The sequence below is a fragment of the bacterium genome (genome assembly GCA_039961635.1).
Classification (GTDB): domain Bacteria; phylum 4484-113; class 4484-113; order JAGGVC01; family JAGGVC01; genus JABRWB01.
Genome location: JABRWB010000054.1, coordinates 24,642 through 44,222, shown reverse-complemented (window position 1 = coordinate 44,222; position 19,581 = coordinate 24,642). Strand labels below are relative to the sequence as shown.

Sequence of the window (19,581 nt, the reverse complement as noted above, 5' to 3'; positions counted from 1 at the left end):
GTTTCGACCGATGGAATTGCACGAAACCACATCCGATTTTGCACCCGCGTTTGGTGACGCGCCCGACCTTACGATTGTCGGCGCCGGCCCATGCGGGCTGTTCGCCGCGTTTTACGCCGGCATGCGCGGGATGAAGACCGTGATAATCGACAGCCTGCCCCAGCTCGGGGGCCAGCTTACTTCCATTTACCCGGAGAAATACGTTTACGACGTCGCCGGCTTCCCGAAGATTCTCGCCAAGGAGCTTTCCGCGGCGCTCGTCGAGCAGGCGCTCGGTTTCGGCCCGGAAGTGCACCTTGAAGAGAAAATCATCGGCGTGGAACGCATGAGCGGAATCGCGCTCATGGACGGTGCTTCCCCCGCCGGTGGAGCGCGGTTCGCGATGCATGACGGATCGAAGGATCCGGCCGCGGGGCCGCGATCGATTATCAAGTTGTCCAGCCAGACGGGCAGGTCGTTTTATTCCAAGACAGTTATTCTGGCGCTTGGAGCCGGCGCTTTCATGCCCAAGAAGCTGAAGCTCGCGGAGGCCGAAAAATTCGAAGCGCACGGTGTCCACTATGTAATAACAGACAAATCCCGATTCAACGGCAAGCGCGTGCTTATTGTCGGGGGGGGGGACAGCGCCGTGGATTGGGCCATCGAGCTCGGCAAGATCGCGAAGAAGACTACGCTTATCCACCGCCACGACAAGTGGCGCGCGCACGAAGCCACTGTCGCGTGGATGATGAGCGGCCCGGTCGAAGTGCGCACGTTCTGGGAGCTCAAATCGATTCTGGGCGAGGATCATGTCCGCGCAGCGCTCGTTTTCAACAACAAAACCGGCGAGGAAGACTTGTTGGAAGTGGACGATATCGTCGTCTGCATGGGATTCCTGGTGGATCTGCGCTTTCTGCGAAGCTGGGGATTCGAGATAAAGGACAACGCGCTTTCGGTCAATCAGCAGATGCTTACATCAATGGAAGGCGTTTACGGTTGCGGGGACATCGTGACCCATCCGGGCAAAATCAAGCTGATAACTACCGGCCAGGGCGAGGCGGCGGTCGCGGTCAACTTCGCGTACGCGTACCTCAATCCCGGAGCCAGCGTTTTTCCCGGACATTCAAGCAACCTCGACATCCCGTTCGCGAAAAAGTAGTTTTTCTTTAAATTTTCCGGATTGCCGCTGCCGCCGGGGATTTTTGGCCTTGATCGCGGCCGAATCGAGCCGATCCCGCCAAGCTAATCCGGCGACCAGTGCGCGTACCGGGCTTCCCGCGTAGACTCCGCAAGGAAGGACACGTGCGGATTTCCGGACGAGTCGAGCGCTATGTCCGGTTGTCCCGCATGCGACGAGGGGCAGGGCACAGCTTCGTAATACCACAGAATTCCGAGGTGTTTTTTGAAGAAACAGGGGAATCTGAAACCGGACGCGGGCACGCCGATTGCGAGCAGACACGGGTAGCCTTCTTTTGTCAGTTCGATGCGCGTTGCGGTGAATCCCTTGAATTCGGTCGGAATGTCCTCGACCGACCAGTTCGAGCCCTGCCTTGTAGCAAAATGCATTGCCGGATCGTTGTCGCCTCCGCCGTACGCGATCAGCGCGCGTCCCGCCGAATCCACCTGGATTCCCCTTACTTCGGTCGCGCCTATCGCGTCGGTGATGCTTGAAGTTTGCCAGGCGGTTCCGCTGAAATACGAGTAATAAGATTCGTCATCCTTGTCGTTGTTGTACACTACGTGCGGAGTTCCGTCGGATTCGAACGCGAGCGCGGCTGGATTGCGAATCCATCCCGTTTCCGAAACCAAATCGTCCTGCCACGAGCCGCCGCTTTTGTATGTCACGAAAATCTTGTACTCGGTTTTGTCGATTGTCAGAAAAGACGGATAGTTTTGCGCGTTAAACAAAAAGTCGTACCCGGGCGCGTAGTTTCCAGGCGTAACGATTTCCTCCTGCCAGACAGCGCCGTTCCATCGTTCGTACATTACGGACGTGTTGAAGGCTTTGAATACGACGCACGGCGCTCCGGTGGGATCGATTCCTATCGCGCTTGCTTCGCCGAAGTACTGATTGCCCGTTCCCGCCGAGTCAAGAGTCCATATTTGCCAGGAATCTCCCGTTTTCCCGGCCACTTTGAAGTCGGATTGACTGGAATTGATGAACGTGAAGGTCAGCCAAGGAATACCATCGTCGTCCACGGAGATGCCTCCGCAAGTTCCGAACGAACTTCCGGTTGAAGAGACCGTTTCCCACTCCCAGAAACCGGATGGTATGGCTTGGACTTTTATCGTGAATTGCTCCTCGTCCGTCGCGCCGTCGTCGTCGGTGACCCGGTATGTCGCGGTATAGTCGCCGTCGGACGCGTATTCGTGAATCTCGGAGCCTTGCGTGCCGCTGAAATCCTGAAAGCCTGCGCCGTCTCCGAAATCCCACTCCCATTTCACGATTTCCCCGTCCGCATCCGATGAACCGGCGTCCGAAAAGTTTACCGAAACCGGCGGCACGCCGCCCGGAGGCTGTGCGGCTCCCTTGGCGGACGGGGCGACGTTGGTCACCTCGAAATCCACCGGAAATACATCCTCGCCGTAAGCGTTGGTCACCGTCAGTGCAATTTGAAATGTGCCCGGCGTGTCTCCCACCAACACCATCGGCGATTCGTCCGAACTGGTTGCAGGAGTTCCCATTTCGCCGAAATTCCACGAAAACTCCAGGGGCGGGCTGCCGTCCGCGTCCGCCGTGAAAGTGACGTACCGGTTTTGTCCGCTGGTTATCGGATCCACCCAATTGATGGTCGGCGGTACGGGCTCCACGGTGTATTCGAAATCGTAGGAATCCGACGAGTACATATTCGTAGCGGTCACCCTGCCGCTGTAAACTCCGGCGGCTCCAAGCTGGACGTAAGGTTCCTCCGCGGTCGAGGTGTCGGGCGTCGCCCCTCCTCCGAAGTCCCATTCGAATGTGAATGGCGGAGCTCCCGCCATCGTCGCCCGGAATGTCACAAAATAGCCCGCCCCGCCCGACTGCGGCGAAACTCCGATTACAACAGGCGGGCCGGCGGCTTCGACGTCAACTACGTTGCTGATCAAGCCGCGGCTTCCGAATTGGTCCACAGCCGCCACCGCCACGTATCCCAGCGCTCCTTCGGGAAGCGGAACCGAGTATTGCTTTGGAAACCGACCTGGATCTCCGAACGGCACCGGAAGACCGATCGGCGAAAACGGCCCCGTCAGAGATTCGGATGTGAGAATCACGTATGCAGTCACCGAGTTCAGAAAGCCGATGGCGATCGGCGTGATGTCTCCAATTCCCACTTCGCCGGACAAATCGCCGTCAATCCAGCGTTCGAGTGGATCGTTGCCCTTTCCGTCCGTCACCTGGGCGAGAAAATTCAAAGCGATCGGCGTAATGTCCGATACGCCGACTTCTCCCGAAAGGTCATAGTCGCCCTTGTTGGCATAGTCCCAGGTAAGATGGTTCGATTCCGGATCGAAGAACAGCGTGTTCACTTTGCCGCCTTGATCCTTTGGCACAGAAGCCGCGGATTTCTCTTCCAGGCTGTTCAACTTGGATTCAAGTCCGTCTTTCAATACGTCGAACAGCTCCGGATTCACGCCTTCGGGTGTCGGCAATGCCGCAAGCTCCATGCGGAAATCGCGTGCCGCTGTTTCATCCGGCGCGCGAAAATCCCTTCCGGCGCAAGAGCAAAAGGCGAGTGAAAACAGCAGCAGCCAGCACTGCATGGCAATCCGCATTTTCCCGCAACAATTTCCCCGTATGCCCCGGCAAGAAGGGGCGGCTGCTCCGATGTTTCCCATCGCATTCTCCCGAAACGCAAACGGAATGAGAAAAGCTGATGAATTATACCCGCAAACGTTCGAAAATATGTGCTGATTGCCGCGGTCGGCGCTTTCGGGCAAAACCGCCCAGGCGGTCTTGATATGGGTATATTTTGGACGAATTCCCCCCGCGATAAATGAATCCGCCGCAGTTGGGGTAGTATAGTCAATCGCCCTGACCGATGGGTCAGTCAGGGCTCTCCCGGCAAGGAGGTTTAAATGTCTGAGCATACAAAAGGGCCGGTCGTGGCCGGCTCCGAGCCGCCGCACGGCGTCCATCCGGGCGCGAACGGCGACGCTCATAAGTCGCGCGCAAGCATGCCCCAAATCGAGGGGATGACGACGCGCCAAAAGATACTTTTCGCCGCTGCACACGTGTTTTCGCAAAAGGATTTTTATCAAACCAAGCTGGAAGAAGTGGCGGAAGCGGCGGGTCTTGGAAAGGGGACGATTTATCTCTACTTCAAGGACAAGACCGAGTTGTTCATATCCGCGGTCGAATTCATGCACCAGATGGCGATAGAGCAGACGGAAATCAAGCTTACCGGCATCACTTCGCCGATGATGCGCCTGCGGTTGTCAATTCAACTCTGGCTCGCCGCGTTCGTGGAGCACCGGCAGGGAATCCTGTCGTTCCGCAGCTACACCGCCGCCATTCCGGAGGAACACCGCGAGCGCGTGCTCGCGATCCGCAACTCCGGCCGCGCTTACCTGCAAAAACTGATAGATTCGATAGCGCAGAAGTCCGGGCACAAGGGGTTGAAGCGCCCGTCCGAATTATTGGCGGAAGTGCTGCTGGATGCGGTGTTCGGCTACATCGCCCGTCCCGATTTCGAGGAGTTCGTCAAGGAATACCCGCCTGAGAAATACGCGGTATTCTTGGTGGACGTCATCCTGCCGCAGCACGAATGGATGAAGGAGAAGCCGCTATGAAATTCCCCGCGTTCGCCGCGGCAGCGCTTGCGCCCGCCGCGGTTGCCGGCGCCCTCGCGTTGTTTTTGCTCGCCGCCCCTGCGGTATACGCGGAGGATTTCGCCGAACCGGAAACCACGCTCTCGGAGTGCATCGCGCTTGCGCTGGAGCGGAATTACGATGTGAAGGCGAAGGAGGAGGAAATCCGCGGCCTGGAATTGCAGGCCGAAGGCATCCTGCTGGGCGTGATGCCAAAGCTGGAAGTTTTCGCGGGCGCTCAATATACGACGCCCGTGAACACGATAAATTTCGGCGGCAGTTCGGGAGACGGAGAAGGCGGGGATGACTCCGGCGGCGAAACCGGCGGCGGGTTTCAGGCGCAGGACGATATAGTGAAAAACTGGGGCGCAAAGATCGCCGGAGCATATTCATTCGGAGTTCCGGACGCGTCGGATGCGGTTCGCTTCGAGCTGGCCGCCCGCAAGGAGGAGCTGCGCATCCTCAAGGACCGCGTCAGGCAAGGCGTCACCCAGGCATACTTCGCCGCCCTGCTTGCGCAAAAAGGACACGAAGTCGCACAGGATTCGAAGGAGCTTGCCGACGAACAGCTCCGCAACGCGCAGCTCAGGTACGACAACAAGGTCGCACCGCGGTTCGAGGTGATTCAGGCCGAAGTCCAAGTTTCGCTGGCCGCCGAAAAGCTGCTGCAGGCTGAAAACGACAAGAAGAACGCGCTCAAGAATCTCTATTTGGCCATGGGAATGGCAAGCGGCCCGCAGGAGCTTTTGCTGTCTTCCAAGGAACTGGACCAAATCGAGCTTGTAATCGCGGAAATCGAGCACACCGAAATGCCGGGATTCCCCGAAGCGTTTCTCGACGGCGCCTATCAAATGCACCAATTCGATCTGTCCATGCAGTCGCTCGATTCACAGATGCGCGCGGCGCGCAACTGGCCGGTGCTTTCCGGCTTCGCCCAATGGCAGGGTCAAGAAGGCAACAACTTCGCGGAGGACAACACCTACACCATCGGCGTGAATCTCAACTTCCGCCTTTTCGATTTCGGCGATTCCAAAAACAACGTGGAAAGGCTACAGGTGCAGAAAAACATTCTGGCGATAAAGAAGGATCAATTCAGACAGAGCTACCAGAACACTTTGGAAAAGCTTTCGAACGACCTCGAAGTTGCGATGCTTACTTACGACACCGCCAAAAAAACGCTGGAAGCCGCGACGGAAGGCCTGAAAATGGCGACTGTCGGTTACAAGGAAGGCGTGACGACGACGCTGGAATTGATGGACAGCCGCACGCAATATCTCTCCGCCGAATACAATCTTTTCGCGAAGAAGGCAGCGATTTATCTCGCTTACGACGCGATAAAGCAGGCGATCGGCTATGAACGCTACGAGGAGAAAGCGATCGTCGCGGCGTACGTTCTTCCGCTGGAAGAAGCGGGACTCGCAAAGCCTGCGGACGGCGAGGGTGCCGAATCCGATGAACGCGCCGACAAGAAGGAGAGTTTTCCGGTCATACACTAGGAGCGCGGCGTTTAAGCCGCGTCTACGATGAACCTAAAATGAACAATAAAAAACGTATCCTGCCGCTTGTTTCAAGATGGATTGCGGTTGCAATCGCGTTTTCTTCGCTTGCGATCATCTCCGGATGCAAGGGAGGGGAAAAGGGCGAAGCCGCGGCCAAGCCCCCGACCGCCGTCGAAGTCGTCACGCCTGAAAGGAAGGTGATTTCCGACACCGTAATCCTCACGGGCACGGTGGAGGCCGACAAAATGGCGACGGTGTCGTGCAACATCGGCGGCAACGTCGATGCGATTCCGGTTGACGTCGGAGACGCGGTAAGGAAGGGACAGACGCTCATAAGGCTCGACGCGTCCAGCCTTTCCGCGCAGAAGCAGGCCGCGGACAGCGCGCTCGCTATGGCCAAGGTGCAGCTTGAAATCGCGACAACCGGCGCGCGCCCGGAGCAGGTGAAGCAGCTCGAAGAGCAAACGGCCGCCGCGAAAACCGCCCACGACACTGCGGAGGAAAATTACGCGCGCCAGAAGAAGTTGTTTGACGACGGGGTGGTTCCGCAATCCGCGCTGGACGGCGCGCTCGCGCAGCGCGACGCGGCGAAGGCCGCGTACGAAAGCGCCAAGCTGTCGCTTCAAATGGCCAAAACCGGCGCGCGCAAGGAAGACGTGCAGCTCGCGGAGCTTGCTGTCAAGTCCGCGAAGAGCCAGGTCGCGATGGCGGATGCAAATTTGGGATATACCGTCATCCGCGCTCCGTTCGACGGCGTGGTTGGAGCCAAGTATGTGGAAGTCGGTGAGCACGCTGGCGTGGGCAACCCGCTGATCGACATAGTGGGTAGCGGCGCAAGAAAAGTGGTAGTGGACGTCCCCGCGACGCTCATAGATCAGGCGTCCAGATCGTCGGAGGTAAGGTTGCATCTTGGCTCGACAGAGGTTCCCGTCCGCATATTGAAGGTGCATCCTTCGGTCGACGAGCGCACGCGAATGGGAAAAATCGAGGTATCGGCGGGCGACGCGGAGCTGATAGTAGGCTCGTTTGTGGAAGTGCGGTTCACCACCGCGCTTACGGGCGAAGTGATTGCGCTCCCGCGCAGATGCGTTCAATCGCCGGGCGAAGAGCCGTTCGTTTGGATCGTATCTCCGACCGGCGCCGCCGCCAAAGTAAATGTGAAGCTCGGCGCTGCGAGCGAGCAGGAGTACGAAATCGTGTCCGGGTTGACGGGCGGCGAGCAGGTGATAATCGCGGGCCAGAACCTTGTTGCGGAAGGCGAAAAGGTGGACGTGCGCAAGGTGAACGGAGGCGAGAAGTGAGTCTCCCGCGGATATCCATCCAACACCCGATTTTCGCGATAATGCTCTTGTTGTTTTTCACCGTGGTGGGGCTGACCGCGCGCTCCAAGCTGTCGGTGGACATGTTTCCGGAGATTGATTTCCCCGTCGTCACGGTGATGACGGTTTATCCCGGCGCAGGTCCGGAAGAGGTCGAAACCCTCATTTCGAAAAAAATCGAAGACGGCGTTTCGAGCATAGACGGAATAGACGAAATTTCGAGCGCTTCGCAGGAAGGTCTTTCGTTCGTGGTCGTGCGGTTCGTCCTCGAAAAGAAAATAGAGGACGCGGCAACCGAAGTGCGGGAGAAAGTGGGCCTGATAAAGAACAGCCTTCCAGAGGACGCGGAAGATCCGGTGATTTCCCGCCTGGACTTCAACGCCCAGCCGATAATCAACTACGGGATAACTTCCGACAGCATGGACGAGGTCGCGCTGCGCGACTGGGTGGACAAAAACCTCAAAAAGCAGCTCGAACGAATCCGCGGCGTCGCTTCGATTGAAATAATCGGGGGCGCGGAACGCGAGATCCGCGTCGAACTGTCGAAAGCGCGGATGGAAGGGATGGGAATCGGCCCGGACGCTGTCGCGATGGCGCTGCGCCAGACCAACTTCGATTTCCCCGCGGGCAATCTTGCGGAAGGCGGCCAGGACTTGTCGCTTAAGGTGACGAGCCAGTTTGCGGATCTTAGCCAGATCGGCGAGACCATCATTTCCGCGGGGGGCAGGAATTTCAGGCTGGCCGAAATCGCGCGGATAACGGACGGAAGCAAGGAGCAGGAATCCAAAGCGCGCGTGAACGGCAAAGCGGGCGTCGGAATCGCGATTCAAAAGCAGAGCGGTGCCAATACGGTCGACGTCGCGGAAAAAGTTAAAGCACGAATGGATGAGCTGGCAAGCCAGGTTCCCGCGGGGATCGAGATAACGCTCGCGTCGGACGAAAGCAGGTTCATCGCCGCGTCGATAGACGATATTTACCTGACGATTATCATAGCGATAATTCTCGCGACGATAGTCGTGCTTCTTTTCCTCGGCAGCGGGCGCGTCACGTTCGCGACGCTTCTCACGATGCCGGTTTCGATAATCGCGACGTTCGCGCTCTTCATGTGGGCGGATTTCACCATCAACTTCATGAGCCTGTTGGCGCTCGCGGTCGCGGTGGGTCTTGTGGTTGACGATGCAATCGTGGTCGCCGAAAACATATACCGCCACCTGGAGATGGGCAAGCCGCCCAAAATCGCCGCGGCCGAGGGTGCGATGGAAGTCCAGCTCGCTGTGCTGGCCGCGACGTTTTCCATCGTCGCCGTCTTCATCCCCATCGGATTCATGGAAGGGATAATGGGCCGGTTCTTCCGGCAGTTCGGTCTGGGCGTCGCGTTTTCGATGCTCATATCAATCGTCGTCGCGCTGACTCTCATTCCCGTGGTGATGGCCTATTCGTACCGCGTCGGAATCACGCATGAGGAAATCGAACGCAGGCGGCTTTGGATTTCGAAGGTGTTTCTGCGGCTGTACCTGCCTCTGGAGGCGGGCTACGAGCGGCTGATCCGCTGGGTGCTTACATACAAGCTTCCCGTCATACGAATCGGGCGGTTATGGATCGGCCCCACCGGCCGCAACGTCGTCATCGGGATTTCCACGCTGTCGTTCGTGTTCGCCATGGCGCTGGCGTCGAAGCTCACATCGGGATTCATCCCCCGGTTCGACACCGGATTCGTCGCGGTGGACATCGAGCTCTCGCCCGACGTGGACCTTGCCGCGACCGAGCGGGTCGTGAAGGAAATAGAGGACAGGCTTTCAGGCGGGGAGTACGGGAAATACATCGTAACCAAATTCGCTTCGCTGGGCAAAGTGCAGGCCGGCTTCGGAACGTCCGCCGGCAAAAACCGCGGGGCGATCACCTTGAGGCTCACTCCGGAAGACACCGGGCGGCCTGATTCGTACGAGATTGCTTCCGGGCTTGCGGAGCTGCTTTCCGGCATTCCCGGCGCCACGGTAAAGGTCGCGGCATCCGGCGGGGAGGGCGGACAAACCGACTTCAGCGTGTTCGTGGTAAATCCGGACAGAACGCGGCTGGACAAAGCGGTGGAGATCCTGGCGGCGAAGCTTGACGAGGTTGACGGCACGGTGGATGTGGACGCCTCCAACAAGAAAGGCAAGCTGGAGCTTGCGATCAATCCGGACATCCGGAAAGTGGCGGACGCCGGATTGACGCCGGTGGGGCTTGCTGCGGCGTTGCGCGGATACATCGAGGGAACGGAGCTGGGCACGTTTCGCGAACGCGGCGAGGAATACGACATCACAATGTATCTTGCGCCGGAGGATTCCGACACGGTGGACAAGCTTCGCAACATCCTTGTTTACAGCCCGGCGCTCGGAACGTTCGTCGTGCTGTCCAGTTTGGCGGAAGTATACGTCCGACCTGGAGTTGTGGCGCGCGAGCGCTACAACCGGACATCCTCGGTGCAGCTTTCGTGCAACATAGATCCCTCCAGCCCGCGCGGAGTCGGAGACATTCGCAAGGACTTCCTTGCCGCGGTAAAGACCGCGCAGCTTCCGCCGGACACCAAGCTCGAATTCGCGGGCGAGGCCAAGTTCTTCATCGAAATGGTGCAGCAGCTCGGATTCGCGATGATTTTGGGCATCCTTTTCGTGTACATGGTTCTGGCGAGCCAGTTCAACTCGCTCGTCCATCCGTTCAACATCATGCTCACGCTGCCCTTGGCGGTCGTTGGCGCAATCGTCGCCGTATTCATTACGGGAACTTCCTTCAACCTGATGAGCTTTATGGGAATCGTGATGCTCACGGGCCTCGTCACGAAAAACGCGATCCTTTTGATCGACTACACGAACCAGCTCATGGCGCAGGGCAAGGACAGGTTCACCGCGCTGGTCGAGGCGGGCAAGCGCAGGCTGCGCCCGATTATCATGACGACGCTCACAGCGACGCTGGGACTCGTGCCCGTCGCGATAGGCTACGGCGAAGGCGGCGGCTTCCGCCAGCCGATGGGCATCGCGATAATCGGCGGGCTGGTGCTTTCCACTCTTCTGACTCTGGTCGTCATCCCGGTCGCGTACACGATTTCGGACGACATAACCACGCGGTTCCGCAAGCGCGTCGGGTCGGAATAAGCAAGCCGGTTTTTGAATTCTTGAGTTATCGAGTTTTTGAGTTGCGGTCTTTGGACATGGTTTTAACTCAATAACTCAAAAACTCCTTAACTCCATTCCTATTGCCCTGACGCGGCTGGGGTAAAATAAGAATATGCTCCGCTTGGTTGTCATTTTTGTGGTTGTTTTGGCGGCGTTGGCGTTTTCGGCCTGTCCGAAATCGGTCGGCGGATTTTCGCGCGAAGCCGGCGGCGATGCGGGCGCGGCATCGGGAGGGGAATCCAATGTTTCCGGCGACCGGGGAGCCTCGGAAAAGCCGCTCAAGATTCCGCGCAACATCGAGCGCGAGCTGGATTTCCCGGCGGAATACGTGTTGAAGGAAGTCGTGGACTCGAGGACGAGTGGAAAGGTTGTGTACGCGGTAAATCCACCGCGCACGGAGGAAATAATCCGATTCCACATCGGCGACCTCGAATCGAAGGGCTACCATTCCGACGACAATCCGAGCAGGATACTCGAAGGCGTGACGTTCACCGGCGGCGCGTACCGGAGCGTGTACATCCGTGTGACAGAGGATTACAAGGAAGGGACGGTTGTGACGATCGAGGTGGAGTATTAGGGGGGGGTATTACAGGACAACTGGTAAACGTCTTGCCTATTGCAAATTCGGAAATGACATTAGGCGTCCATCGGGCGTTTGCTTAAGCGGCGGAATATAGAATAACTGCCGGGCCGACGCGCCTTTGAACTGCCGATGCCTTTGCGCCCGAACCGTTGATTGCCCGCTCGGCAATATTCCACACCCGCCGGCGAATTGAGCCGGATATTTTGTTATACCCCCTTCCCGTGCATCTTCGGGCGGGAAAGGTTGTACTCCATCTTCTTCAAAAGCACCTTCGAAAAATCGAACGACGGATCCTCCGCCGCAAGCTCGCCCAGGTGGTCGCAGAACCTGATGAACAGGTCGGCAAGCTCTTCGTAATATCCGTCCTTTTTGTGCATGTCCGAAAAGTAGCTGTCCGGCTTGACGTGGCGCATCGCCTCTATCGCCTCGCCTATTTCGCTCGTGAAAAGCGCCAGCACCGTCATGTTGCGCGCGATCCTCGCGTCCTGGCTCATCCGCGCCGCGTGAAACCCGTGCTCCTCAGCCGTCTTAAAGCAGATGTCCACGATTGCGGCGAACTCGCCGCCAAGAACGGGGAAGGTTTTCTTTGTTTCATCCGACATTGTTATCTCCTGTTTGTTTTCTGCTCTCAATTCCAGTCGTCATACCGCAAACCAGTGGTGGCCCAGCTCCGCCGGATTCATCTCGGCTACGACGCGCTCGATCACTCCCCCCCCGTACTTGTTGAGAAAGTACACCGGCCCGGCGAACCGCTCCTGGAATCCGCGCTCGGGGAACAGCGAAGCGGCCGCGCGCCCGACGCGCTCGACCCATACCTGGTTTTTCTGCTTGTACGCCTGGCGCACTTTCTTTTCGATGTCGTCCGCGTAGTGGTGCAGAGAGGCCGCCATTTTCTGCATCGGCTTCTCCATCGTCGGCTCGAACTCGACGACCTTCCTTTCAAGCTCGACGCCGGCCAGTATTGTGGAAACGCGATACCTGTTGAACGCCTCGTCCAGATCCTGCGGCAGCTTGCTGCGCACGATTCGCTTGATCGCCTCGTCGGGATCGCCGCCCAGCTCCCACCACTCGCAACCGATTTCACCGAGGATCTTTTGAGTCTTTTGCTCTATGACCGTCAGCGAATGCCGCGGCAAATAGACCGGCGGTTCCAATCCGAATTCGCCGTACGCGCCGGTAATCTGCGCATAATACGAAAGCTCGCTCGGTCCTACTACGCTCGCGGCGACCGGGAAAAGCGTATCTTGGTACACGGGGCGCACTACGACGTTGGGGCTGATGCGCTCCGGCTCGTCCGTTATAAGCTTCGCAAGCTCCGCCGCGCCGAACTCCGCGCCGCTCTCGGTTACGTACCCCTCTCGCGCCGTCCGCAGCGCCTCGCGCTTTCCGTTCACGATGACGAACAAATTCGTCCCGTCAGGCGGCAGCCCGATCTGCGCGTGGTATCCCGCTTTCTCAAGCTCGGCGTTACGCTCCGCGACTCCGGCGAAAATCGCGTCCCGCGCCTCGATCGCCCTTGCGAACACCGGCGCGCCAATCGCCTTCAGCCGCGCATCCATCGGATCGCATACGACCAATCCATAATCGCTCATCCATGCGCTGATCAGCTTCGCGAACGCGTCCGCCATCGTCGCGCCCGCGCGGTACGCGCCCTCAAGCTCACGCCGCAGCCCGGATGTATATTCCGTTTCGGGATTCGTCCCGAAGAAGCACTCGAACGCGCCCGCTATCCGCGCGTCGATTTCAACCGCTCCGACAGGCCGCCCCGAAATGTCCGTTTCCGGCGAATACTCGCAGTGGTGTAATGCATTGTCCGCGCCGATCCAGTGGAAGCGCTTGACCTCGTTCCAGTCGTGGTCGTCCGACGCGATCCAGAAGACGGGCACGACGCGCCGCCCCGGATTGGCCGCTTCGATCCCGCGCGCCCAGCGAACGGCGCACGCGGCCTTGAGCAGCGTGTACATCGGCCCGCCGAAAAGCCCGGCCTGCTGGCCCGCGACGACGGCCGAGGTTTTCGGATCGCGCAGCGCGTCGATATTCGCTATCGCCGCATCCGCCGCGCCCCATCCGCGATTCTGCTCCGCGAGCACGTCCGCGACTTGCGCTCGCGCGAACTGCTTTCCATCGAGATAGGAAAGCCGCGCGGAAAACGACGAGGGATCGCGCGGGTTCATCCGGTAAAACCCGGACACCTTAGCGAAGTCCTCCGCGTAATCAATAAACAGCCGCTTGTAACCGCCTAGGCGGGAAAAAGGAACGTGCATGACCAGCTAAATACCCCGCGAAATCCGGTTTCGCGCCGGAGCGGAGCATTTTAGCGCCTCGCCGTCGCCGTAAAGCCTTTAACCTGTTATTGCCCGTGCTTTTTTTTGGCTGGTTGATCCGGGCATGACTTGTCTTGAACGACGCGCCGAATTGCGGCGAAGGGTTGCCCGAACCCGCACGTCAACAAAGCCAAACGAAATCCGTCCATGTCAGCTTTGAGTGTTGCCTCATGTTGTTACAATATTCTCCCCGCGCCCGTTCGCGCCGGGGCAAGGAGCATCCAAGTTGGGAAAGAACTTACTGGTCGGTTTCGTTACGTTTTTGATCGTCCTGGGTGTTGGAATGGCCGTCTTTTTGAAGACGAACAAAGACGCGGCCAAGCAGTTGGAAATCCGCAAGCCGCCGCCCGCGCGCCCGGCGGGGCCGTTGCCCGAGCTGAAAAAGAAGCCCGCCGCGCCCAGGCCGGAAGCGCCCGCGCTGCCGGTCGCGTTTGAAATCGCGGGCGTGAAGGTTGACTCTATCGATCCGGCGAAGCTGGAAAAGGCAATCGGGAGTGCGGGATTTGCGATGGAGCCCTCTGGTGGCTCGCCTGTCCCGCCGGAAGTTCTTCCGGGCGGCGTGCGCCGTTACAAGAGCGGCGGTCATCCGGAGCTTGTCGAAATCTGCGAAACGAGCGCAATGCTGGGGCGCGCCGCGGCGGTCACCGTGACGCTTCCGGAAGGCGGTGAAGGCGCGGCAACCTCGATGGGCAAAATCGCGCTCGGGATGAAGAAGGCGGACGCGCAGGCCGTTTTGGGCGGGTATCCCGGCAAACAGGGCGATTCGAACTCGCTTATAGACGCGCTGATATCCTCCGCTGCCAATCCGAACCTAGCAAAGGGAATCGCCCAGCCGATGTCTATGATTCTGTCGGTCGAATCCGATTCGGTCGTGATTCCGATGGACAGGTACGTTTACATTATCGGATTCGCGGGGGACGCGGTGGCGCGAATCTCCGTCGTGGACAAGGGGGAGAAACCGGCGGCGGGAAAGCCCGCGCCGGATAAGGCTCCTGCGAAAGGAGCATCTGCCAAATAGATTTGAGCGGCCCATTTTAGGGCAATAATAGGCTTATTATCAGTTGAGACGGCATGCTTGTTGCATTTGCGCACGGCTTGGCGCTAGCATTTTCCCATCTCACCCAAAGGAGGTGAGCGCAGATGGGAGTCCGCCGTTTCTTTGGCAAGTGGTGAGGCGTCATCCGGGCGCGCAGGGCTTGCGCGCAAATTCCATCCCGGCGCTCGCCTGCTTGCGGATAATCTTCCCGCATTCTACCGCGTTACCGTTCCTCCGCATCCCGGCGATGGCAGCGTTTCGTGGCGCGCCGGACAATTCCGAATGATTACTTCCGGATAAGGAGGAAACCATGTCCGATTACAGGGAAATGTGGGCCGGCCTCGGCCTAGATTTGAAGCGCCACGACGAGCTTATGGCGCTGCTCGGCCGGTTCTATCCCGCGGTCTATCTCTCGCAGGAGAACCGCCCGGCGGGAATGGGCTATTTCGATTTCGTGATAAGCGAAGTCCACGGGCTTCGCGTGAAAGAGCTGTCTGACCACAAGGCGGCGGGCGGGTTCGTCGCGGGCACGTTCTGCGTTTTCGTCCCGGAGGAATTGATACTCGCCGCGGGCGGGGAGTGCGTCGGGCTGTGCGCGGGGACGGACTTTCCCGCCGCGGACGGCGAACGCGTACTTCCGCGCAACATCTGCCCGCTTGTCAAGAGCGCTGTCGGATTCAAGTTGGCGCGGCTTTGCCCGTATTTCGAAAGCTGCGACATCGTTATCGGCGAGACGACCTGCGACGGCAAAAAGAAAGCGTGGGAGATTTTGGGCCGCGAAGTTCCGATGTACGTGATGGAAACACCGCAGAAGGTGTCGAATCGCAGGCAGGGCATCTGGCTGAATGAAATTATCGCGCTCAAGGAAAAGCTGGAGGAAACCGCGGGGCGAAAGATAACCGAAGATTCGCTCGCCGAAGGAATCAGCCTCGTCAACGAAAAGCGCAGGGCGCTGGCGCGGCTGTACGAACTTCGCAAAAACGTCCCTTCGCCGATAAGCGGAAAGGACGCGCTTTTGGTTTCGCAGATCGCGTTCTACGACGATATCAAGCGCTTCACCGCGAAGGTGAACGAGCTTTGCAACGAGCTCGACGAGCGCGTGAAAGCCGCGGCCGCGCCGAGGGACGGCGCGAAACGGATAGTGTTCGCGGGATGCCCGATGGCGATTCCGAATTGGAAGATGCACCACGTCGTCGAAACTTCCGGCGCGGAGGTCGTCTGCGAGGAATCCTGCACCGGGACGCGGTACTTCACGAATCTTGTGGACGAGAACGTGAAAACGATCGAAGGAATGCTCGTCGCGATTGCCGACCGCTACGTCAAAACGCCGTGCGCGTGTTTCACGCCGAATACCGAGCGGCTCGACAACATCGCGGACTACGCGCGCGAATGGCGCGCGGACGGCGTGATCGACTACACGCTTAGCTTCTGCCACTGCTACAACATCGAGCACGAGCTTTTGCGCGAGCGGCTTGACGCGGCCGGAGTGCCGGTGATGCACATCGAGACGGACTACTCGATGGGCGACGCGGGCCAGCTTGAAACGCGGGTCAAGGCGTTTCTGGAGACACTCGCGTGACTGGTACGGAATTGGAATATCTGGGGCTCGACATCGGATCGACGACGGTGAAGGGCGTGGTTGCCGGAGAGAGCGGCGGCGCGGTGCGAAGCTACATCGCGCCGGTGTCGGGCGATTACGCGGCGGATATCGCGCGGGCGCGCGCGGAGCTTTTTCCCGAGGGCGCGCCCGCGCGCATCGTCGCGACGGGGTACGGGCGCGACCTTGTGCACGATGCGGATAAAACCGTAAGCGAGATTTCCTGCCACGCCCGGGGCGCGCATTTCCTGTTCCCGGATGCGCGGCTCGTCATCGACATCGGCGGACAGGACGTGAAGGCGATCCGGCTGGGGGAGGGGGGGAGGCCGCTGAACTTCCAGATGAACGACCGCTGCGCGGCGGGCACGGGCAGGTTTTTGGACGTGATGGCGAAAGCGCTTGGCGTGCCTGTCGGCGAACTTTCCGCGCTCGCGGACGGGGCTGACGCGTGCGAAGTATCGGAAGCCGGAGCCATACCGGCCTCCGTCGAAATAGAATCCGGCGCGGCCGTCTGTCCAGGCGAGTCAGATTCCACATCGGCGCGGAAATCCGGATCGCCTCCCGTCCGCATCTCTAATATGTGCGCGGTGTTCGCGGAATCGGAGGTGATAAGCCTGCTTTCGCGCGGAACGCCGAAGTCCGCGATAGCCGCGGCGCTTATCGAGTCCGCCGCGGAGCGCATCGCGACGCTCGCGGCAAGAGTGGCGCAGCCGTCAGGCGCGGTGCCGATGGAACGCGTCGTCGTCTTCTCCGGCGGCGGCGCACGCAACGCCCGGCTTGCTAAGTCCGTCGGGGATAGGCTGAAATGCAATCACCGGATTCCGGCCGATCCCGAACTGATTGGTGCGCTCGGCTCGGCGATTGTGGCGAGGACAATCTGATGCAAGTGGTCGGCGAGCGTCCATTCCTGCTTTTGGTAATCTAATTGGACCTGCCCTTTAATTTTGGCCTGCAGGTGCCAAGGTGCCGGAATGACAAGACAACGATTCGATTTAACGTGGGCGCTGATTGCGCTTTTAGGATTGACCACATTGCTTTGCAATTTGAAGGCCGACTTTGCCCTCGCCGCGCCTTCCCCGCGCACCTTCTACGTCTCCCCGTCCGGCAGCGACAAAAATCCCGGCACGGCGGACAAGCCGTTCGCCAGTCCGGGATACGCGTCCAAGCTGCTCCAGCCGGGGGATACGCTTATCGTCAAAAAGGGCGTGTATTTCATGTCCGAGTACTGGGACGACATGATCACGCCCGAAGCATCGGGGACGCCCGGCGCGTGGATAACGATCCGCGGCGAGGACCCGAACGACCGGCCCGCGCTCGTCGGGCGCAACAACCTTATCGCGGCGGTCGAGCTTGGCGGCAAGTCGTTCATCCGCGTCGAGAATTTCGAGATAACGAGCATGCTTGACGATCCGTATTCCGGCGGGTTCCGCGGCGGCGTGGAGGCGGGCGGCTCCGCGGGCGGCGCGCCGAGCGGCCACATCGAGCTTCGGAATTTGTATATCCACCACGTCGAGGAGGCGGCGATAAATTGCGCGGGCGACTTCACCGATTCGCTGATCGAGGGCTGCACGATTTCGCGCACGGCGGGCAGCGCGATAAACGCGCCGGACTCGGCGGGCGGCAAGGGCTGGCAGCGCGTCGTCATCCGGAACACGAACGTCGAATACGTCGGATGGTACTGGCAGGGGAGAGACCAATTCTCGGAGTGGGACAGGCCGGACGGATTCGGAATCGAGGAATCCGAGGGGCCGGTCGAGATTTCGCACTGCACGTTTTCGCACGGCCGCGGCGACGGCGTGGACTCGAAATCCCGCAACACGTACGTGCACCACACGGTGATTGCGAACAACCGCTGCGACGGGCTTAAGCTATGGGGAGGGGGGACGCGGGTCGAAAACGTGCTCATCTACGGATGCGGCGACGGCGACCCGGATAACGGCCCGTGGGCCAGCATCGTAGTGGACTCCATCGAGCCGGGCGATTTCGAATTCGTGAACGTGACCGTGGACGACAACGTCCAGCGCGGGAACTATCCCGTATACATGCAGTACGATTTGCATGCGCCAATCAACGTGAGATTCCGCAATTGCATAATCGCGCACGGGTACAGCACGATTTACCTTGGCCCGGCGGTTGCGCCCGTTTTCGACCACTGCCTGCTGTACAGGAGCGGCGACCCGTCGCTCCCCGTCGTCGAGGCGAACGGGCGGGAGTATCTGCCGTCGGAGCTTGATTTGCTCGGATTCGGCAATATCTGCGCTGAGCCGGAGTTCGCGATGCGCGGCTGGGGTACGCCGGGCGACTATCATCTGCTCCCCGGCAGCCCGGGAATCGACGCGGGCTCGGTGGGCGGCGTCGCGCAGGTTCCCGCGGACGATTTGGAAGGAACACCGCGCCCGCAAGGAGCGGGGCCGGACATCGGCGCGTACGAGGAAGCTGGCTAGCGCTTCTTCTTCCGCTTGGCCTTCGTTTTCATCACCGCGGCCGCCCTGCGGTTGAGCGCGGCGATGCGCACTTCTTGGGGCTCACCCTTCAGCACGTTTGCCGCGTCATCCTGCGCCGCGTCGTTCGGCTCGTCGTGATCGGATGGAATATCATGCTTATATTCAGGTTTTGAAATCCCTTTTGTCATGCCGAAAAATCTCCAAAGCAGCGCATCACCTTTCTCGCAATCCAGCCTGCCGCTTCCTCGCGGCCTCAGCCTTGCGGTTGAAAAACGCCAATCGCTCCTTCTGTGACAATCCCTTTATCTGCTTCTGCACGGCCTTTTGCGCCGCGTCCTTCATCTTGACGCAGTCGAAGGCCTTGTCCGATTTAGTCGCCATACTTGATCACCTCGCGCGGAGAACGTATCTCGATTTTTCATGATACCCGTGAATTCGATTGATTGCATTGTAAAGAGCCACTTTTTCCAAATGAACGATGTGCCGGAAGTTCCAGCTCACTATTGCGTTGCATCCAGCAACGGTCGCAATGGCAACATGCGTGGCGTCAATCAATCTGCCTCTACCCACTACTCCGGCCAGAATATAGGATTTGGCCAGCGTTTCGGCATCTTGTGTCAAATCCACAAATTCGGATTGCGACGCCACTTGCCTATACAATTCAAAGACATTTGGCGGAGCGTTTTCAAGTTCCGATATTACAATGCCTGACAATACCGCCCTGAATCGCCCGGAGCGAGCCTGCTTGAAAAATTCCCTGCTCGCCCTCTCAAACTCCGCGTCGAACACTCCGCCAAAGACGGAGGTGTCCACGTACACACGAAGCGGCCGGATTCTGCGCGCCACGCAGCAATTTTACA

Annotated in this window: 16 protein-coding genes; 10 read left to right on the top strand and 6 right to left on the bottom strand. The window is 59.2% G+C overall.

What is annotated here, in order from left to right:
- The first annotated feature begins 10 nt into the window (after window positions 1-10).
- On the top strand, window positions 11-1,138 hold the full coding sequence (locus HRF49_08415) for an NAD(P)/FAD-dependent oxidoreductase (GenBank protein ID MEP0814671.1): 1,128 nt from the start codon (window positions 11-13) through the stop codon (window positions 1,136-1,138).
- Window positions 1,139-1,221: 83 nt separating this feature from the next.
- Here the strand turns inward: HRF49_08415 and HRF49_08410 are convergent, their stop codons facing one another.
- Window positions 1,222-3,720 (bottom strand): PKD domain-containing protein, encoded by a 2,499-nt coding sequence (locus tag HRF49_08410; protein ID MEP0814670.1) that lies wholly within the window; start codon window positions 3,718-3,720, stop codon window positions 1,222-1,224.
- 432 nt (window positions 3,721-4,152) lie between these two features.
- Between HRF49_08410 and HRF49_08405 the strand changes: the two genes are divergently transcribed.
- From HRF49_08405 to HRF49_08385, 5 genes are all read left to right on the top strand, one after another.
- Window positions 4,153-4,749 carry a TetR/AcrR family transcriptional regulator gene (locus tag HRF49_08405; protein MEP0814669.1) on the top strand — a complete coding sequence of 199 codons (597 nt, stop codon included), beginning with the start codon at window positions 4,153-4,155 and terminating at the stop codon, window positions 4,747-4,749.
- A complete protein-coding gene (locus HRF49_08400; GenBank protein MEP0814668.1) occupies window positions 4,746-6,263 on the top strand; it encodes a TolC family protein in 1,518 nt (505 codons plus the stop codon). Before HRF49_08405 ends, HRF49_08400 begins: the two co-directional genes overlap by 4 nt.
- A 38-nt stretch (window positions 6,264-6,301) precedes the next feature.
- On the top strand, window positions 6,302-7,567 hold the full coding sequence (locus HRF49_08395; protein MEP0814667.1) for an efflux RND transporter periplasmic adaptor subunit: 1,266 nt from the start codon (window positions 6,302-6,304) through the stop codon (window positions 7,565-7,567).
- Window positions 7,564-10,716, top strand: a complete 3,153-nt coding sequence (locus HRF49_08390; GenBank protein MEP0814666.1) for an efflux RND transporter permease subunit — start codon at window positions 7,564-7,566, stop codon at window positions 10,714-10,716. The genes HRF49_08395 and HRF49_08390 overlap by 4 nt, the downstream gene beginning before the upstream one ends.
- Before the next feature lie 133 nt (window positions 10,717-10,849).
- Window positions 10,850-11,314, top strand: a complete 465-nt coding sequence (locus tag HRF49_08385; protein MEP0814665.1) for a hypothetical protein — start codon at window positions 10,850-10,852, stop codon at window positions 11,312-11,314.
- Window positions 11,315-11,526: 212 nt separating this feature from the next.
- Here the strand turns inward: HRF49_08385 and HRF49_08380 are convergent, their stop codons facing one another.
- On the bottom strand, window positions 11,527-11,922 hold the full coding sequence (locus tag HRF49_08380) for a hypothetical protein (protein MEP0814664.1): 396 nt from the start codon (window positions 11,920-11,922) through the stop codon (window positions 11,527-11,529).
- A 39-nt stretch (window positions 11,923-11,961) separates the two neighbouring features.
- Window positions 11,962-13,584, bottom strand: coding sequence for a bacillithiol biosynthesis cysteine-adding enzyme BshC (gene bshC / locus HRF49_08375; protein MEP0814663.1), 1,623 nt, complete (start codon window positions 13,582-13,584; stop codon window positions 11,962-11,964).
- A 286-nt stretch (window positions 13,585-13,870) separates the two neighbouring features.
- On the opposite strand from bshC, the gene HRF49_08370 reads away from it, so the two are divergent.
- The 4 genes from HRF49_08370 to HRF49_08355 all read left to right on the top strand — a co-directional run bounded on the left by HRF49_08370 (window position 13,871) and on the right by HRF49_08355 (window position 18,721).
- Window positions 13,871-14,662, top strand: a complete 792-nt coding sequence (locus tag HRF49_08370) for a hypothetical protein (GenBank protein ID MEP0814662.1) — start codon at window positions 13,871-13,873, stop codon at window positions 14,660-14,662.
- Between the two features lie 328 nt (window positions 14,663-14,990).
- Window positions 14,991-16,259, top strand: a complete 1,269-nt coding sequence (locus HRF49_08365; protein MEP0814661.1) for a 2-hydroxyacyl-CoA dehydratase — start codon at window positions 14,991-14,993, stop codon at window positions 16,257-16,259.
- Window positions 16,256-17,158 carry a 2-hydroxyglutaryl-CoA dehydratase gene (locus HRF49_08360; protein ID MEP0814660.1) on the top strand — a complete coding sequence of 301 codons (903 nt, stop codon included), beginning with the start codon at window positions 16,256-16,258 and terminating at the stop codon, window positions 17,156-17,158. The genes HRF49_08365 and HRF49_08360 overlap by 4 nt, the downstream gene beginning before the upstream one ends.
- Window positions 17,159-17,248: 90 nt before the next feature.
- Window positions 17,249-18,721 carry a right-handed parallel beta-helix repeat-containing protein gene (locus tag HRF49_08355; protein MEP0814659.1) on the top strand — a complete coding sequence of 491 codons (1,473 nt, stop codon included), beginning with the start codon at window positions 17,249-17,251 and terminating at the stop codon, window positions 18,719-18,721.
- Here the strand turns inward: HRF49_08355 and HRF49_08350 are convergent.
- The 3 genes from HRF49_08350 to HRF49_08340 are packed head-to-tail and all read right to left on the bottom strand — an operon-like array spanning window position 18,718 to window position 19,567.
- Window positions 18,718-18,909 (bottom strand): hypothetical protein, encoded by a 192-nt coding sequence (locus HRF49_08350; GenBank protein ID MEP0814658.1) that lies wholly within the window; start codon window positions 18,907-18,909, stop codon window positions 18,718-18,720. The two genes, HRF49_08355 and HRF49_08350, sit on opposite strands and share 4 nt — an antisense overlap.
- A gap of 25 nt (window positions 18,910-18,934) precedes the next feature.
- Entirely contained in the window at window positions 18,935-19,102 is a 168-nt protein-coding gene (locus HRF49_08345) for a hypothetical protein (protein ID MEP0814657.1), read from the bottom strand.
- A gap of 6 nt (window positions 19,103-19,108) precedes the next feature.
- Window positions 19,109-19,567: a PIN domain-containing protein gene (locus HRF49_08340; GenBank protein ID MEP0814656.1), complete on the bottom strand. Its 459-nt coding sequence runs from the start codon at window positions 19,565-19,567 to the stop codon at window positions 19,109-19,111.
- Between the last annotated feature and the right edge of the window lie 14 nt (window positions 19,568-19,581).

What these genes read in the sequence shown, in the direction of transcription:
- bshC (MEP0814663.1), bottom strand. Translation starts at nt 13,584, where the DNA reads ATGCACGTTCCTTTTTCCCGCCTAGGCGGTTACAAGCGGCTGTTTATT.
- HRF49_08400 (MEP0814668.1), top strand. Translation starts at nt 4,746, where the DNA reads ATGAAATTCCCCGCGTTCGCCGCGGCAGCGCTTGCGCCCGCCGCGGTT.
- HRF49_08345 (MEP0814657.1), bottom strand. Translation starts at nt 19,102, where the DNA reads ATGGCGACTAAATCGGACAAGGCCTTCGACTGCGTCAAGATGAAGGAC.
- HRF49_08380 (MEP0814664.1), bottom strand. Translation starts at nt 11,922, where the DNA reads ATGTCGGATGAAACAAAGAAAACCTTCCCCGTTCTTGGCGGCGAGTTC.
- HRF49_08355 (MEP0814659.1), top strand. Translation starts at nt 17,249, where the DNA reads ATGACAAGACAACGATTCGATTTAACGTGGGCGCTGATTGCGCTTTTA.
- HRF49_08395 (MEP0814667.1), top strand. Translation starts at nt 6,302, where the DNA reads ATGAACAATAAAAAACGTATCCTGCCGCTTGTTTCAAGATGGATTGCG.
- HRF49_08405 (MEP0814669.1), top strand. Translation starts at nt 4,153, where the DNA reads ATGACGACGCGCCAAAAGATACTTTTCGCCGCTGCACACGTGTTTTCG.
- HRF49_08365 (MEP0814661.1), top strand. Translation starts at nt 14,991, where the DNA reads ATGTCCGATTACAGGGAAATGTGGGCCGGCCTCGGCCTAGATTTGAAG.
- HRF49_08385 (MEP0814665.1), top strand. Translation starts at nt 10,850, where the DNA reads ATGCTCCGCTTGGTTGTCATTTTTGTGGTTGTTTTGGCGGCGTTGGCG.
- HRF49_08415 (MEP0814671.1), top strand. Translation starts at nt 11, where the DNA reads ATGGAATTGCACGAAACCACATCCGATTTTGCACCCGCGTTTGGTGAC.
- HRF49_08410 (MEP0814670.1), bottom strand. Translation starts at nt 3,720, where the DNA reads ATGCAGTGCTGGCTGCTGCTGTTTTCACTCGCCTTTTGCTCTTGCGCC.
- HRF49_08350 (MEP0814658.1), bottom strand. Translation starts at nt 18,909, where the DNA reads ATGACAAAAGGGATTTCAAAACCTGAATATAAGCATGATATTCCATCC.